Here is a 17,286-nt window from a genome sequence, read left to right as displayed (position 1 = left end):
AATGACAAATTAGTAATTAGTAATTAATTAAATATACCCTCAGCCTGATTTACGACCAAACCTATTTTATAGCCACAGATTGATTTGGTTTATTTCAAAAATAGATAAAGTGGTGAGTATCTGAATCAGGTACAAGGCACTTTGATCATGAAAAGTAATTTCACCAAAATTGTTGGCGCTGGAGTTCTCATGTTGACTATGGGAATTTTACCCTTGGGTAAACCTGCACAAGCCCAAGTGAATCAACCCAGAACTGAGAATGCACCCGACAGGACTGTATATAATGATCGTAACGACACTGATTGGGGTTGGCTAGGATTAATTGGCCTCTTGGGTCTAGCTGGTTTAGCGGGTAAAAAACGTGAAGAAGAACCAACCCGTTATAGAGACCCTAATGCACCGGGGGCGGCCAGTTACAGAGACTAATATCAATTTTGGTAGGAGTTGCTTTTGGCAATTAATTGAGGAGAAAATAGTCAGTTGTCAGTATAGCTTATACTGACAACTAGACTTGACACTCTACCCTCTAAAGAGAGGCGGATTCTTTAAGACTTTCTTAAAAGGGATAGTCAAATATCCCACTAGACGCTCAAAACAACTATCAAAAAGATGCTGCGATTGCGCTTACTTTGACAAACTATTTCGCTCTTCGAGTTGATCACAATGCCAGTTCGGTACGCTCAACATCCTGCCATTGCTTGCTCGTTTAGTCGTTTGGCGCTCTTTGCGCGTTCGGTTCTTCGTTGCAGGGATTTCTCCTTACTAGGAGTGTTTCGTCGCGTAGATGATTATTCCTACTTGCTGCTAATATTTTAGCATTTTTGAATGCAGATAAATCTGCACGAGTCGTTTTTCCACCCCGGTTTAAAAACGTGGGGCTACCAAACTCCCGGAAATTTTACGTGTTTGTGAAATATTTTGTGGTAATTTAGTAGGCTGTGGGTTGTAGATTAGGTTGATTTCTTTGTCGAGTTAAAGGTGTCCAGTAGCTGGCAACTAAAGCAACCATTAGCCACCAGAGCGTATTGACTTCAGGACGATACCAGACTGTATCGACTGTGCCGTGAGCGAGCATACCTAGCAAAGTGGCGATCGCCCCAATTAACCAAAGTCCCTCTGCGCTTCTCGATTCCAGGAAACGTCGCATTTGCATAAATGCCGTATTCAAGGTAACAATTACTAGCCAGAGAAAACAAGCTAAACCCATAAAACCTGTTTCCACAGCTATCTCCAAGAAAATTGAATAAGCACTCAAAGCAGTATAACGGGGACGTTGGTAGAGGGGATAGACTTTATTAAAAGAGTTGTGACCAGGACCGATACCAATAATAGGGCGATCGCCTATCATCTCAAAAACAGCATCCCAGACATTACGGCGAAAATTATTACTACTATCTTGACGGTCTGCAAAAATACTCACAACTCGCACGCGTACAGGTTCTACAAAAATCACCGCCAGCACCAATACCCCAATCAAACCGCCTACAATAATTGGCAGTGACCAAGTGCGCCAAAAGGTCGGCATTTCCACACTCCACCAATAAACTAATAATGCCATCGCTGCCAACAGCCCCACCACTAAACCAATCCAGCCCCCACGACTAAAAGTGAGAACTAAGGAAGCAGTATTTGCCACAAACATTGTTAGTGCTAAAGCTTTCCTAATCCAACCACGCCAGGCAAAAATAGCTATCAAACTTAAAACCACTGCTGGTAGAAGATATCCAGCCAATAAGTTGGGATTACCTAAATAACTGTAAACCCTGGTTGTTTTAGCCAAACTTGATTCTGGGTCAACCCAAGTAGCTAATGCTTTAGCACCAAAAAACCATTGCCGAATTCCATATACACTGACAATCAGCGATACGTGTAAGTAAAGAGTAATCAGCCAAGACCGCAGACGGGAAATTCTCAGCACTCTCGCACACAGAGCAAAGAGCAATAAATAGAGAGTTAATGTTACTAAATCATTCAACGCGGCCTTTTTCACAGGTGATAAAGCTGTAGCTATGACAGCAATACTCCAATAAAGCAACACCACCAGATGAATTGGCGTGACTGAGGCAGCATTTATAAGACTTGTTTCATCAGATAAAGTCAATAGTACCCAGAAACCCACACAAGCTACCAACAACAATCCTAGCAGGGTACTAGAAACAAAAGGTGCAAGAGCATAGATTAGGCTGAGTAGAGCAGCAGCTATAGTATCTCCCCACTGCATCAAAATACTGGTTTGCCGCCAAGGATGTAAAATCCCCACCATCAAACGATGCAGGTAGCTAGTATCCAGATATTCTTTGAGCGGTACAGAGGATAAAGTAAATCTTTGCCAGACTAAATTCATAAACAAGGTTGTTATCAACTAGCGACCAATGTGCAGAACTTGGCCTTCAATGATAATCTGGGTTGGAATACAAAGATAACAACCACCATTAATAATTGAGCAATTGGGCGTTTGTTACCAGAAAGCTGGCTGAAAGCCGTGTCTTTAGACTGGGGTCAATAGACATCATTGATGATTGGAGCAGTATTCGCCGATTGCAGTGGCAAAGAAATCACATGACGGTATCCTGATTCTGAGGAACCTTGAATGGAAATTTGGCCGCCGTGTAGTTCTGCCAAATGACAGCTGAGTAATAAGCCTAGTCTTTCACGAGACAGATTAGCCGATTCATTAGCTAAATCCTTGTCTGAACGATTAACCAGTATTCCTAATTGCTGTTCAATCCAATTTGGTGAATTTTCCAAAATTATTGGTACATTCTCCTGATTTTCTAAATAAAAATCGTACTTTCCTGACTCACCCAAGATGTCCAATATGGACAAGGAATTGAGGCGTAAGTAAGGATCAATTTCAGTAATTCCATCTTCTAACCACGGATGGGAAACCCAAATAGTAATGCAGAGCTTATTTTCTTTGTAAGAAACGTGAACATGAACAATGCTACCTGTAGCAGAAAGTTGAACAATGCTAAACAACAGGTGATACAAAATTTGTCGCACCTTATCTTTATCTAAAGGACAAATGCGATTGTGTCCAGGTTCTATAGACAGGCGAATATCTTGATCACGACGGACAGCCACTTCTGATAGAGTGTTGATAGCTTGTTGGCACAGCATTTCAATATCTACAGGAGCTAAGTTCAGCACATTTGAATTCTCACTTAATGTTCCTAGTTCAGTAATTTCATTGACTAAGGAAAGTAAGTAGCGTCCACTGTGTTGGATAATCTCTAGATATTCTCGCTGCTTAGTTGTTAAAGGCCCATAAATTTCACGTGCCAGAACACCAGCCATCCCCAGTACAGATGTTAAGGGTGTACGCAACTCTTGAGTTAGCTGGCCTAAAAGTTCCAGTTTCAGATGCTGAGTAGAATTAGAAACAGTTTCTAGAATGGGTGGAGCAATTCTCAAGTCAATTGCCTGTTTTTCCTGAAATGGCAAGCTAGGAATACTTTTACTAGGAATACTTTTACTAGGAATACTTTTAATAGTGTTGTTGTGTGATTTACCTTGTAACAATCGGTTGCGTTCAAATTCACTCATGCTCCAACGAGCGATAATTTGCAAAAACTCAATCTCTCGCTCTGTGAAATTGCGTGGCTTGCGATCCATCACTGCTAATGCACCTAAGCAATAGCCGGAAGCCTCAATTAATGGCGCTCCTAAGTAAGACCGGATGCCATAATTTTGCACCAACTTACTGGTAGATATTTGTGTATTTGTTATATCTTTCGTATCATTAATAACTAATATTTGCGAATTCTCTACCACCTGGGAGCAAAAGGAATCCCAACGTAATAATTGACGGCTTTGTGCCAGATCATTCATGAGTCCTAATCTTGATAAACCCACTGATGATTTGAACCAGTGAATTTCTTGGTCTATAAATCCCAAAATAGAAATTTCTGCTGCCAAAAAGTGGGCAGCTGTTTGAGTGGCTTCTTCAAATACCGGAATTGTTTCTGGTTGGCGTAAACCTAAATCTGACAATACTTTGATGCGTTGTTGTTCTTTTGTTTCTAAAGAGTTCCAACCATCATTGGGGGCAAATAGTTTGTTTTCAGGCTCTATCATTGGTACTGTTATTTTGATACTTCCTAGATACTGTAAGTTATGTAACCGCTGGCATCAGGTTACTATTTCCTATTTCTCAGCATTCCCCAATTTCACATTTGATTAACAAGTTTGAAAAAAAAATTTTTTGCGGACAGCAAGCAGCATCAGTCCAACGGCAGACTGCGCCTTAAGCGCAGCTATGCCCGCAGGACAGCAGTCAGTAGAGACGTTCTGGCACAACTCGGTACAGAAGTCAGCAGTGCAACTCTTTAGGTTCATGGCTTTGTCACTCAATTTTGTACTTTATTGCCCCGCATTACGCTGTAGTTATGGATATTGGTGAGGGAGTATTGTAAAATTTATTAGATACTGGTGATTAATTTAGATCCAATCTTCAGAATTTTGGTTCTTGCGTTGCTTTTATGGTACAGCGTTAAAATCAAAGGCTTATAGGAAATCTTAAAACCTTAAAACCCATTCATGGCAAGGATTATAGCCCATAATGGCCTTTTATTTATTATTCGATGCCATCAAAGGATCGATAGAGCCAGAATTTCTACTGTATAAAAATGCTTTTGAATACAGCAATCAATTTCTACCGTTTGCTGAAAAGTCTGTATATGGCTGTTGAATTGAGTTTGAATAGTTAGTTATTTTTGAGTGATAAAATTTTAAATTTCATCAAAATTTCCCTATATTTTGAAAACTTTGATTGGATCATACCTATATATGAAATCGAAAATGTATTACATTTTGTGAGATATGATAGTGCTACTGAATTTTTGATACTACCAGGTAAGAGATCAGATGACTATTAAAGTTCCTTTTGTAGACCTGAATTTACAACATCAGCCAATGCAATCTCAATTGCTTGTTGCAATTGAAGATGTATTGACAAAGGGAGATTTTATTTTAGGGCAAGCTGTATCAAATTTTGAGGCAGCCTTTGCAGCCGCATCGGGTACAGAGTACGGAATTGGTGTCGCATCTGGAACTGATGCGATCGCTCTTGGTTTGCAAGCTTGTAACATCGGTGCTGGTGATGAAGTCATTTTACCAGCTAATACCTTTGTAGCCACACTCATCGGTGTAGTCAGTGCTGGAGCTACACCAATTTTAGTAGATTGTGACCCCCAAACAGCCTTAATTGACTTGGAAGCCGCTGCTAAAGCCATTACTCCCCAAACCAAAGCCATTATTCCCGTACATCTCTATGGACAAATGGTATCTCCGAGTCAATTATTAGACTTTGCCAATACTTATAAAGTTTTAATCTTTGAGGATGCAGCCCAAGCACATCTAGCAGAACGGGAAGGATATATAGCCGGTTCGGTAGGTATCGCAGCAGCATTTAGTTTCTATCCCAGTAAGAATTTAGGGGCTTTTGGGGATGGAGGAATGCTGCTGACGCGAGATTCAGAAGTCGCGGCAAAAATGCGACGCTTGCGGAATTATGGCTCATCTCAAAAGTATGTGCATATCGAACCAGGAACTAATAGCCGCTTAGATACCTTGCAAGCAGCAGTTTTACACCAAAAATTACCATATTTATCTCAGTGGAACAGCGAGCGCCTGGCCATTGCTCAGAGGTATGATATAGAACTAGCACCCTTAGCCTCTGCTGGTATGATTCCTATGCAAAACCAAAGCGGTACAGGACACATATATCATCTTTATGTCATCAAAATTGATGATTCTTGTCCCATCAAACGTCAACAAATACAAGAAAAATTGACCGCAGCAGGAATTCAAACCGGCATTCATTACCCAATTCCCTGCCATCTTCAGCCCGCATTTAGTTATTTAGGTTATCAACAAGGAGACTTCCCTCAATCAGAACAACTATCTCAACAAATATTATCCTTGCCCATGTACCCCGGCTTGAACAATAGTCAAATCACAGAAGTTATAACTGCTATTACTTCAATTGTGAAATCTGCCAAAACCTAACGTTGATTTAAATAATCTATTTCCCCACTAACTAGTATTAATAGCAATTTTGAATTTTGAATTAAACCTATGGCACTCCAGCAACAAATTAAACCCCGCAACACAGCCCAACTTTTAAACTTAGGCATTTTAGGAATTTTGCTCCTGCTTTATGCTCCCATATTGCTGCATTGGATAGATGGTTGGTTACACAAAAGTATCAGTATAGAACATGAATATTTTAGTCACGGTATAATTGGTATACCGTTTGCTGGTTACATAGCTTGGACAAACCGCAAACAGTGGCAACGTCTACCAAATATTACCCATCCTGTCAGCATTACCTTATTCATAATAGGCGTGATTTTTTATCTCAGTGGTGTAGCCGAATGGGTTAATCTTTCCTTGCCGGTGATACTGGCAGGACTATGCTTATGGTTCAAGGGCATACCAGGCTTAAAATTGCAGGGATTTCCCCTTTTGCTAGTATTTTTAGCTACGCCAACAGCATTACCTTACCTAATAGCTCCCTATACATTTCCTCTCCAAAGCTTTATCGCTGGTACAGCAGCCTTCATCCTCAATCAGTTTGGCATGAACGTTGTACTAGATGGAATAAACTTATACGTGGGTGGAAGAATTGTGGAAGTAGCCCCCTATTGTGCAGGTTTGAAAATGTTATTTACTACCCTCTATGTCAGCTTGATGCTACTGTATTGGACAGATACCTTATCTTCACGACGCATAACTTGCAGTTTTTTATCCGTTGCTGTGGTCATCAGTGTGACTGCCAATATCATTCGTAATACTTTATTGACCTTCTTTCATGGTACCGGTCAAGAGGGGGCTTTTGTATGGCTGCATGACAGTTGGGGTGGCGACCTATACTCTGCTGGTATGCTGTTATTACTAGTGCCTTTGCTAAATTGGATGAATAGTAATGTCTCAGAAGCACCAGCAACTCAGTCAGAACAGGAAGCCGAATCAGTATGAAGAAGGGAGTGGACATTAAAAAATTACCTCTATATGCTACACCCTTGAGAGCATTTGCATAAAGTCTCGTAGATAAGCAAAGCTAAAAGAAATATTTGCTCATTTTATACAGTACAATACTGTCTAAATGTTGGAAATTTTACTTATGATTTCCTTATCCAAATTCTTCAAGGAACAGCAATGGAGTCAGGTAGCAGTGCTAATATTACTGCTACTACTGTTAGGAGTGGGAACAGTTCCTGGATATCTAACAGGAAAGTGGCAATGGAAGCAACCACCACCAGTTCATCAACTCCAGAAATTGAAAAATCTCCGTCAAGGGGGATTAAGTATACCAGGGTGGCAAACTAGGGAACAGTCAGAAACACCAGTTGGCGGAAATAAGTGGTCTTTGCAAATACTCCAGCAAAAAGATTCATCTGTTGAATCCATACTGCTGTTGCTACCACAAAATGGACCTAGAGACCAACCAGAAGTGGAGTGGACAGATATTGAGGGTTGGGGCAAATCTCGCTGGGGAAAATGGGATATAGCTCAATATCGTGCTGCGGAATTTATTGTTAAACCAGCCTCTAGATCAGATTCTCATGCGGCTACAAAAGTCAAGGCTAGATTTTTTCGGGCTACGACACAACAACAAACTTTTGCTGTTTTACAATGGTACGCGATGCCCGATGGTGGTACTTTATCACCTGTTAACTGGTTTATAGCAGACCAATTGGCACAATGGCAAAAAAAGCGTGTTCCTTGGGTGGCTGTAAGCATTTTGATACCAATGGAATCTTTTGGACAGGTGGAAACATCCTGGACTACACTTGAGTCTCTGGGTAAAAAAGTCCAAGCCGCATTGATGGCAGTAATTATGTAAAGTATTTTATTTAACCATACTACACTGATGTTTATAGTCCCCCGTTATCATAAGCGTGTATTCAAGTCCCTGTTTTTTGTTACTCTCCAGGTTGGTGTTGGTTTAACAATATCTGTGAAATCTGTTGTAGCGCAACCTGTAGAATCTTCAGAACAACCACAAGTAGAATTTCCTATACCTTCAGCTAGTTCTGAGGAAAAAGCTCTTAATACTAATGCAAATGAAGATATTTCTCCTCAATTCAACCGCTATCTTTTAGATACAGGGGATTCGCTTACCGTTATTGTTCAGCGTCCCCCTGGGTTATACCGCTTGGGAATTGGAGATTCTATTGGTGTTACAGTTCAGAGGTTTCCAGACCTAAGTTTTCAAGCCTCGATTAATCCAGAAGGCAATATAGTCGTACCGCTCCTGGGAATAGTGTCTTTGCAAGGTTTGAGTTTGCAAGAAGCAGAGGCAAAAATCCGCTCTGGCTTAAATCGTTATGTTATTGATCCAATCATATATTTATCATTGGCTGGGCAACGTCCTGATTTGAGTTTCCAAGCTCCAGTTAATCAAGATGGTAATATAATTATCCCGCAAGTAGGACAACTTTCTGTCAAAGGCTTGAGTGTGGAAGAAGCTCAGGAAAAAATTAGCTTGGCTCTAAGTCGTATTACTAGTGATCCGGTGGTAGTATCTTTGGCACAGATGCGCCCAGTTCAAGTAACTATTACTGGGGAAGTATTTCGTCCCGGAATTTATTCTGCTGGTTCAGCAATGCCTCGAATTACTGATATTTTGCCCTTAGCTGGTGGTTCAACGTTGACCGCAGACTTACGACAAGTGCAAATACGTCGTAAGTTAACTGATGGTTCCATAGTTTCACGAAATATTGACTTATACGCAGCATTACAAAGTGGTGGTTCACCACCTAACTTACGCTTACAAGATGGGGATGCAATTATTGTATCACGCCGTGAACCTGGTACGGATGACGGTTATGATCGCAACTTGGTGGCACGTTCAACTTTAGCTGTACCCCAGATTAAAGTCCGAGTTTTAAATTATGCAGGAGGAGGAATTGGTACTCAATCGCTTCCGAATGGTAGTACATTTCTAGATGTATTGGGAAGTGTTCCTCTCAATACTGCTAATCTTCGAGATATTGCCTTGGTTCGGTTTGATCCAGAAAAAGGCAAAGCTGTTACTCAAAGACTTGATGCTAAAAAGGCACTTGCTGGTGATGCTTCTCAAAATGTGGCACTTCAAGATAATGATGTGACTGTTGTTGGTAGAAACCTTGTTGGTAAACTTACTAATTTATTGAGTACCATTACCCAACCATATTTTAATGTGCAATCATTTATCCGCTTTTTTGAAAACTTTGGTAATGGCTTATTTGGGGGAAGTTCCAAGTAACAGGATATGAGCGGGAATCAATCAATAATACCAATTTTTTAGTTATAACCGTGATGGGAGATGAGCAGATGGGCAGATGGGTAGATGGGCAGATGGGTAGATTGGCAGATGGGGAGATGGGGAGAAATTTCTTCTCTTACCTCTTGCCCATTCCCAATGACTAATAACTAATTAATTAGACGCTATGACACCACCAATTGTTAAAAAATATCTTATTGCTTTTGAAAAATATAAATGGATTGGAATAGCTAGTTTTGGTTTAGTAGTAGCTGGTTCAACAGTAGTAGCTATACAACCAGAACCACAAGCGAGCTATTTAGTAGAAGGTACTTTGACCTACAGTGGTCCGCCGATTTCTTTCTCGAAAACAGCTTTTGATATTCTGCAACAGGGTAAAGAATTAACAGAACAAGTTTTGCTATCAGACCAGGTTATTACTGAAGTAGCAGACAAAGTAAAAGTAAAACCAAAAACTATTGCTTCAAAGGTGAATATTAAACTGCCAAGTAAAAACAAATCAGGAAATTTTGAAAGTCCATTTATTCTAGTTTACTATCAAGATACTGATGCCAACAGAGGCAGAGATGTATTGGGTGAATTAATGAAAGTCATGGTTCGCTTAAGCAGCGACATTAATAGTGGGCGATTAAAGGCTATTATTACAAAAATTAACGATCTCTTACCACAAGCCAAGCGAGAACTCCAAGCTGCTGAAAATAAACTAGAACAATATGATCGTCAGGAGAGACCAGCCCTTTTGGCAGCAGAAAGTGGTAGTTTACTCAGTGGAATTAGTGCAAGTCAAAATCAACAAAGAGCAATTCAACTGACTATTTCTGGGATTGATGCTCAACTACGTTCTTTAGAAGATAAGTTGGGGTTAACCGTTGGTCAGGCTTACGTGTCTTCGGCTTTGAGTGCTGACCCTATTATTGGTAATTTGCGATCGCAAATCTATCAAGTGGAGTCACAAATAGCCGTACTCCGTAAAGACTTGCGGCCTGAACACCCGACAATGATTCAATTACAGCGCCAGAAAGAAGCCTCTGAAGAATTGCTACAACAACGTGCTGCTGAGGTGTTAGGTGGTGGTGGTATGGCGGCTCCCTTACGGGGTAATGTGATGGGTATTCGCACCCAAAGTAGCTTAGATCCCACGCGACAAGCATTAGCTAATCAAATGGTGGGTTTGCAAACTCAACGAGAAACCCTGGAACAACAATTCAAACAACAAATTCAACAGGAAGCGCAATTACGTCGAGAATCTGCTCTCATCCCAAATAAGCAGTTAGAGCGATCGCGTTTGGAACAAGCTGTAGGACTCAAAAAAGCTATATATGATCAAATGCAAGCAAAGCTAATAGATGCGAAAGCGGCAGAAGCAGAAACTGTAGGTAGTCTCAGCATTGCTAAACCACCAGTACCCATGCCTGTGCCTACCAAACCCAAGAGTGTCCCTCTTACCTTGGCTATCGGTGGTTTCTTGGGTGCTGTGATTGGTGGTGGTGTGATATTTTTATTGGGTTCACTGGAAGGCACTTTCAAAACCAAGGAGGATATTCGCGACAGTCTCAAGCAACGGGATGTGCTACTGTTGGGAGAATTGCCTTTGATGCCAGTGGATGATTTAGAACCTGAAGATTTACCAGTCCTACTTTCCCCAGATTCTCCTTATTTAGAGTTTTATGAAAAGTTTCGCAGTAATTTGCGCCGAATTGGTGGCAACAAAATTAAGGTAATATTAATTACTAGCGTCAGTAGCCAAGAAGGTAAGACGGTGAGTGCTTATAACTTGGGTATAGCTTCCGCACTAGCTGGCAAAAGAACTTTAATTATAGAAACAGATTTGCGATCGCCCTCCCGCGCTTCATCTCTGAATGTTGTTCCTGACTCCTATGTCCATATTGAACCCCTGCACTATTATTCCAATTTGAGCGACTGTATTCGCTTAGTTCCTGATGTAGAAAATCTATACATTATTCCCAGCATCGGTCTTGTGCGTCAATCTGCGGCTGTCATGGAATCAAATGAAATGCGCCGCTTGATACAAGATGCCCGTGAACGTTATGATTTAGTAATTTTAGACACTAATCCTCTCAGCACTTCCAATGACCCGTTGTTAATCCAACCCTATAGTGATGGGATAGTGCTGGTAGCGCGACCTAACTATACACAAGAAAATATGCTCGCTGAGGCCATTGATCAATTAGTAGAAGCTGAGTTAGGACTGTTAGGCGCTATTATTAATGGTGCTGATATCCGAGTTTCTATACCTGAACCAATAGAACCATTACTTCCTCCTGAGCCAGAGCTAGAATTGGAAGTGATGCAGCAAAAAGAAGATATATCCACTATTGCGGGCAAAAATTAGGACAGTTATCAGGGAACAGGGAACAGGGAACAGGGAACAGATAATTATTTATTCTTCCCATCTCCCCATCTCCCCATCTCCCCATCTCCCTGTCACCTATTCCTTTGAAACTGAGGATAGACAGGCAAACGTGGTACTAACTCCCACCCCGCAGGGTGTAAAATTTTTCTTAATCTCTGTTCCTGTAAATGAGGATAATCAGGGTTAACTTCATCTTTGGGACCTATTCCCCCTAAATCTCTAGCACCTGCATCTAAACAAGCTAGTAACCAATTTTCATCTTTAACCAAATTAGGCGGAATTTGAATAGTAATATCTGCGGGTAAAATTTCCCGTGCTTTAGCTATGACTTCTGGTAGTTGATGTGGGTTAAAAGGTTCTGCATCAAAGGTTTGCTGACTTCCCGGACTGTGGGGTTGCAAAATCACTTCTTGTATATGGTGGTAGCGTTGATGCAAATCAGAAATAGCTGCTAAAGTCTGCCACCAGTCATCTTCAGTTTCTCCTATTCCCAAAAGCAACCCGGTTGTAAAGGGAATTTGTAACTCTCCCGCCCATTGCAACTGTTGTAAACGCACTTCAGGTAACTTACTCGGTGCATGACGATGGACAGTATTTAACAACTTGGGTGTCAACTGTTCCAACATCAACCCCATTGAAACATTGACATTTTTCAGCTTTTCCATTTCTGCAAAACTCAGTATTCCAGCATTAGTATGGGGTAAAAATCCCATTGACAAAGCTAAAGCACATAAATCATAAATAAGCTGAAACCAAGCCTCACGCCTCGATGATAGAGGATGAACTTCACCGCTAAGGATGAGGATTTCACAGACATTTTGATTTTGAAGTTGTTGCAAAATACTCTTAGCTTCCGCAACAGTCAACCAAGGGCTTTTACCAGGGTCTGTCCGAAAATTGCAATAAGTACACCTATTAAAGCATTCGTAAGTGGGGACGAGAGTATAAGCAGGGCTGTAGGTGACAATATTTTGACGAGATAGAGACATATATATAGGGGACTGGGGACTGGGGACTGGGGACTGGGAAGAATAACCTAACTCTTATTACCAAAGATGAGAAATTGTTACAAAAAATTTTTTGACTGAAAGCATTGCTATATCTAGATTATGGTGGGTTAGCTTCCCCAATTTTTCAAGATTATTAAAAAATATTACGAAAACCCCTTTACAAATCGAAACAATAGGCTTACTATAAATTCATGAGGTAGAAACACCTACCAAAACATACATAACTCAAACGCAATTATAAACACATGACCACAGCCATTCAACAGCGCCAAAGCGCCAACGTATGGGATCGCTTTTGCGAATTCATCACCAGCACTAATAACCGTATCTACATCGGTTGGTTCGGTGTATTGATGATCCCCACTCTGTTAGCTGCTACCACCTGCTTCATCGTTGCATTCATTGCAGCACCTCCCGTTGACATCGACGGTATCCGTGAACCCGTTGCAGGTTCTTTAATCTACGGAAACAACATCATCTCTGGTGCAGTTGTTCCTTCCTCTAACGCTATCGGTTTACACTTCTACCCAATTTGGGAAGCAGCTTCCTTAGATGAGTGGTTGTACAACGGTGGTCCTTACCAATTGGTAATTTTCCACTTCTTAATCGGTGTAGCTTGCTACCTCGGTCGTGAATGGGAACTTTCCTACCGCTTAGGTATGCGTCCTTGGATTTGTGTAGCATTCTCCGCTCCTGTAGCTGCTGCTACCGCAGTATTCTTAATCTACCCAATCGGTCAAGGTTCATTCTCTGATGGTATGCCTTTGGGTATCTCTGGAACATTCAACTTCATGATTGTGTTCCAAGCTGAACACAACATCTTGATGCACCCCTTCCATATGTTAGGTGTAGCTGGTGTATTCGGTGGTTCCTTGTTCTCTGCAATGCACGGTTCTTTGGTAACTTCCTCTTTGGTTCGTGAAACAACCGAAACCGAGTCTCAAAACTACGGTTACAAATTCGGTCAAGAAGAAGAAACCTACAACATCGTTGCTGCTCACGGTTACTTCGGTCGCTTGATTTTCCAATACGCTTCCTTCAACAACAGCCGTTCACTTCACTTCTTCCTCGCTGCTTGGCCAGTAGTTGGAATCTGGTTCACCGCTTTGGGTGTCAGCACAATGGCTTTCAACTTGAACGGTTTCAACTTCAACCAATCCATCATTGATTCTCAAGGTCGCGTCATCGGTACATGGGCTGACGTAATCAACCGCGCTAACCTGGGTATGGAAGTAATGCACGAGCGTAACGCTCACAACTTCCCCTTAGACTTAGCTGCTGGTGAAGTTGCTCCTGTTGCTTTGACTGCTCCTGCAATCAACGGTTAATATTTCAAGTTTAGTTAAATAAAAAACGCTCTCCAGAAATGGGGGGCGTTTTTTTGTTTATTCACGCAGAGACGCAGAGAGAGAAAGTTTGAGTTTTTTTATACAGGTAAACGTCCAGTGATGAACATTTTATACCCTCCTGACATGAGAATTAATGATAGAAAAAATTGCCATAGGCTCGTAGGATTGAGGATGGCTCGACTACTCATAAATACAAGGATAATTCCAATAACTACGGGTATCCAGCCTAACTCTTTCATACCTCTGGGGAAGAAAATTAATATCATTACTCCTATTGTGAGTGCAAGTACAGATGTGTCTGCGGCTATTCCTCTCCACCAGTAAGGATAAACGTTGGTTGTGAAGATGATGTTTTGTCCAACTAAGTAGATGCCTAATATCAGCAAACCAAAGCCAAGTATTCTCAGTAAAAAGCCCATGATTACTGTAATTTACAAGTTTGGCTATAATTTAGCACATACTATACAGATATGATAAATATTGTACATATAGACGCAAAGGAAGTCACGGAATAGGGAGTTGGGAGAGGGAAAAGCAAAACCTTCATCTACAGATGGAGATTTTTTTTTACCAAATGCTGTAATGTCGTTGTCATTACAAGATGGTAAAATAGTCTTATCTTAAACTTCAAAAAATCAACCATGACCAACAAAATAAAAACTAAGACTCCACGCAACACCCTCAACTTACGCATTAAGCCAGAAGAACGTGATTTGATAGATATGGCTGCTAAATTACTAGGTAAAAATAGAACTGATTTTATTTTGGCAGCAGCGCGGAATGCAGCGGAAGAAACTTTATTAGAACGAACTATTTTTTGGACTACTCCAGAAGCTTATGCAGAATTTATTACTTTATTAGACGCACCTCCTCAAGCGAATGAACGTTTACGTAAAACCATGCAAACAACTCCGCCTTGGGAACAGAAATGAATTTCACACCGCCTGAACCCCTAGCGAGTCATCATTTTTGTACTGATTTTTCCTGTGGAATTACTTCTCTTGATGATTGGTTAAAACGTCGAGCTTATGTGAATCAAATCAGTGGTGCAACTAGAACTTTTGTTATTTGTGCGGATAATCAAGTTGTTGGATATTATGCTCTTGCTTCGGGAGCAATTAGTTTACAATCGGCTGTAGGTAAATTTCGGGGAAATATGCCTGACCCTATTCCGGTAGTAATTTTGGCACGATTAGCAATAGATAGTTCTTCTCAGGGTCAAGGTTTAGGACGTGCTTTATTTCGTGATGCTGCTTTACGAGTTCTTCAAGCGGCTGATACCATTGGCATTAGAGGAATTATTGTTCATGCAATTTCTGAAGAAGTTAGGGATTTTTATTTGGCTTTAGGTTTTAATTTGTCTCCCCTCGAACCAATGACATTGATGATTACTCTTAATGATTTACGCGATGCTATTGTTTAGAGATTGATGTTTTCGAGGTATTTTTGTCATAATCAGGTGGTTATCGAGCGAAGTCGAGATAATATCCAGGATTTGAGGATTTACAGGATGGGAATTTTTATAAACCTGAAAAATCAGGAGACTATTTCATGACTAAGTTGATTAGTAAAAAGCAACTATCAAGAATTATTTTGAAAGGATTTAAATCAATTACTGACTGTGACATTCAGCTTTCTCAACTTAATATACTTATTGGCTGTAATGGTGCAGGAAAATCCAATTTTATTGGCTTTTTTCGTATGATTGAGCAGATGCTTGATAAGAAACTGCAAGTTTTTGTCAGTCGTCAAGGTGGACCAGATTCAATATTACATTTTGGTAGAAAAACAACTGAAAAATTGGAAATAGAACTCTATTTTGGCAATAATAGATATTTTGCCACCCTTGAACCTACTCAAGATAACCGTCTGATGTTTTCTCAAGAGTGTTTTGGCTGGGGTGATGGTGAGTGGGAAATAGGTAGTGGTTATTTTGAAACTCAGGCTTTTACTGGTACTGGAACAGGAATTGATGAATATGTATTACCAGCTATGAAAAAATGGCAGGTTTATCATTTTCATGATACCAGTGACAGTGCTTATGTAAAACAACCTACTCCTATTAATGATAATATTTACCTGCGTCCAGATGCTCGTAATTTGGCAGCTTTTTTGTATTTATTAAAGAACAATCATTCTCAATCTTATCAACAAATTATCAAAACAATCCGACTTGTTGCACCTTTTTTTGATGATTTTTTATTGCGTCCTTCTCCACACAATCAGGATTTTATAGAACTAGAATGGTTTGAACAAGGTCAGGATCTTCCTTTTAAAGCTCATTTGCTGTCTGATGGAACGCTGCGTTTTATATGTTTAGCAACGGTATTTTTACAACCTGCTACTTTACAACCAGAAACTATTTTAGTTGATGAACCAGAATTAGGTCTTCATCCTTATGCAATTACTGTTTTAGCATCTTTAATGCGTGCTGCTTCCAGAGAAAAACAAGTAATTGTTTCTACTCAATCTGTGGAATTATTGAATGAATTTACAGCAAAAGATGTGATAGTTGTAGATAGAAAAGATGGTAAATCATTACTGCATAGATTAAATGAGGATGATTTACAAGAGTGGTTAGAAGATTATAGTTTAGGAGAGTTATGGAAAAAGAACATTATTGGAGGTAGACCTTCAAAATGATTCGAGTCAACATTTTTGTAGAAGGACAAACGGAAGAAACTTTTGTTAGAGAACTGCTTTACAATCATTTTCTGCAACAAAACATATATGTTAACCCTATACTTCTAGGTGGTGCGGTAACTTATGGAAAAATCAGAAAAGAATTATATCGTAAATGTTCTGAAGATAGCACCGCTTTTGTAACTACGATGTTAGATTTGTATGGACTACCAAAAGATTTTCCTGGTAAAAGTTCTATTCTCACTACCAATAATCCTTTTGAGAAAGCTGAATATCTGGAGAAACAAATGGGTGTAGATATTGGACAACAAAATTTTATTTCTAATTTATTGGTGCATGAGTTTGAGGGACTTCTTTATAGTAATCCACAAGCGTTTTTAGGATGGTTTGATAAAAGTATTGTAGAACAGTTACAATGTGAACGTGAATTATTTCTTTCACCTGAACATATTAATGATAGTCCGATAACAGCACCTTCTAAACGTATTCTCAGATGTTGTCCTGGATATGATAAACCGTTACATGGTTCTTTAATTGCAATGGATATCGGTTTGGATATAATACGTCAGCAGTGTCAACATTTTGATAAATGGTTAACAAAACTGGAAAATATCAAGTAGTTAACTATTTTGTCTGCAT

General features: G+C 40.1%; 15 protein-coding genes. 11 read left to right on the top strand and 4 right to left on the bottom strand.

Translation table 11 applies throughout. The features are described 5' to 3' along the window. The first annotated feature begins 147 nt into the window (after window positions 1-147). The gene (locus H6G06_RS01800) at window positions 148-426 is read left to right on the top strand and encodes a WGxxGxxG family protein (protein ID WP_190556486.1); all 279 of its coding nucleotides are present in this window, start codon (window positions 148-150) and stop codon (window positions 424-426) included. 502 nt (window positions 427-928) lie between these two features. Here H6G06_RS01800 and H6G06_RS01795 read toward each other — a convergent pair. Continuing rightward, entirely contained in the window at window positions 929-2,344 is a 1,416-nt protein-coding gene (locus H6G06_RS01795) for an IctB family putative bicarbonate transporter (RefSeq protein ID WP_190556484.1), read from the bottom strand. Window positions 2,345-2,499: 155 nt separating this feature from the next. Continuing rightward, window positions 2,500-4,077 carry a GAF domain-containing sensor histidine kinase gene (locus tag H6G06_RS01790; protein ID WP_190556482.1) on the bottom strand — a complete coding sequence of 526 codons (1,578 nt, stop codon included), beginning with the start codon at window positions 4,075-4,077 and terminating at the stop codon, window positions 2,500-2,502. A 789-nt stretch (window positions 4,078-4,866) separates the two neighbouring features. Between H6G06_RS01790 and H6G06_RS01785 the strand changes: the two genes are divergently transcribed. The 5 genes from H6G06_RS01785 (at window position 4,867) to H6G06_RS01765 (ending at window position 11,624) form a co-directional block, all read left to right on the top strand. Beyond that, entirely contained in the window at window positions 4,867-6,009 is a 1,143-nt protein-coding gene (locus H6G06_RS01785; RefSeq protein WP_190556480.1) for a DegT/DnrJ/EryC1/StrS family aminotransferase, read from the top strand. A 69-nt stretch (window positions 6,010-6,078) separates the two neighbouring features. After that, window positions 6,079-6,981: a cyanoexosortase B gene (gene crtB, locus H6G06_RS01780; RefSeq protein WP_190556478.1), complete on the top strand. Its 903-nt coding sequence runs from the start codon at window positions 6,079-6,081 to the stop codon at window positions 6,979-6,981. 145 nt (window positions 6,982-7,126) lie between these two features. Further along, window positions 7,127-7,849: a cyanoexosortase B system-associated protein gene (locus tag H6G06_RS01775; RefSeq protein ID WP_190556476.1), complete on the top strand. Its 723-nt coding sequence runs from the start codon at window positions 7,127-7,129 to the stop codon at window positions 7,847-7,849. 27 nt (window positions 7,850-7,876) lie between these two features. Then, on the top strand, window positions 7,877-9,253 hold the full coding sequence (locus H6G06_RS01770) for a polysaccharide biosynthesis/export family protein (protein WP_190556473.1): 1,377 nt from the start codon (window positions 7,877-7,879) through the stop codon (window positions 9,251-9,253). Window positions 9,254-9,437: 184 nt separating this feature from the next. Continuing rightward, complete coding sequence (locus H6G06_RS01765) at window positions 9,438-11,624, top strand: GumC family protein (RefSeq protein WP_190556471.1); 2,187 nt, start codon at window positions 9,438-9,440, stop codon at window positions 11,622-11,624. Between the two features lie 92 nt (window positions 11,625-11,716). On the opposite strand, the gene cofG is transcribed toward H6G06_RS01765, so the two are convergent. Then, window positions 11,717-12,634 (bottom strand): 7,8-didemethyl-8-hydroxy-5-deazariboflavin synthase subunit CofG, encoded by a 918-nt coding sequence (cofG, locus tag H6G06_RS01760; RefSeq protein WP_190556469.1) that lies wholly within the window; start codon window positions 12,632-12,634, stop codon window positions 11,717-11,719. Window positions 12,635-12,900: 266 nt separating this feature from the next. On the opposite strand from cofG, the gene psbA reads away from it, so the two are divergent. Next, on the top strand, window positions 12,901-13,983 hold the full coding sequence (psbA, locus tag H6G06_RS01755) for a photosystem II q(b) protein (protein WP_190556467.1): 1,083 nt from the start codon (window positions 12,901-12,903) through the stop codon (window positions 13,981-13,983). 98 nt (window positions 13,984-14,081) lie between these two features. On the opposite strand, the gene H6G06_RS01750 is transcribed toward psbA, so the two are convergent. After that, entirely contained in the window at window positions 14,082-14,423 is a 342-nt protein-coding gene (locus H6G06_RS01750) for a hypothetical protein (protein WP_190556465.1), read from the bottom strand. Window positions 14,424-14,645: 222 nt separating this feature from the next. On the opposite strand from H6G06_RS01750, the gene H6G06_RS01745 reads away from it, so the two are divergent. The 4 genes from H6G06_RS01745 (at window position 14,646) to H6G06_RS01730 (ending at window position 17,267) form a co-directional block, all read left to right on the top strand. After that, window positions 14,646-14,936 carry a type II toxin-antitoxin system TacA family antitoxin gene (locus H6G06_RS01745; protein ID WP_190556463.1) on the top strand — a complete coding sequence of 97 codons (291 nt, stop codon included), beginning with the start codon at window positions 14,646-14,648 and terminating at the stop codon, window positions 14,934-14,936. Next, the gene (locus H6G06_RS01740; protein WP_190556461.1) at window positions 14,933-15,427 is read left to right on the top strand and encodes a GNAT family N-acetyltransferase; all 495 of its coding nucleotides are present in this window, start codon (window positions 14,933-14,935) and stop codon (window positions 15,425-15,427) included. The genes H6G06_RS01745 and H6G06_RS01740 overlap by 4 nt, the downstream gene beginning before the upstream one ends. A 128-nt stretch (window positions 15,428-15,555) precedes the next feature. Then, complete coding sequence (locus H6G06_RS01735) at window positions 15,556-16,647, top strand: AAA family ATPase (RefSeq protein WP_190556459.1); 1,092 nt, start codon at window positions 15,556-15,558, stop codon at window positions 16,645-16,647. Next, the gene (locus H6G06_RS01730) at window positions 16,644-17,267 is read left to right on the top strand and encodes a DUF4276 family protein (protein WP_190556457.1); all 624 of its coding nucleotides are present in this window, start codon (window positions 16,644-16,646) and stop codon (window positions 17,265-17,267) included. Before H6G06_RS01735 ends, H6G06_RS01730 begins: the two co-directional genes overlap by 4 nt. The last annotated feature ends 19 nt before the right edge of the window (window positions 17,268-17,286 follow it).

The sequence above is a fragment of the Anabaena sphaerica FACHB-251 genome (genome assembly GCF_014696825.1).
GTDB lineage: Bacteria > Cyanobacteriota > Cyanobacteriia > Cyanobacteriales > Nostocaceae > RDYJ01.
Note: the sequence above shows the minus strand (reverse complement) of the source record. Positions and strands in the feature narration are given on the sequence as shown.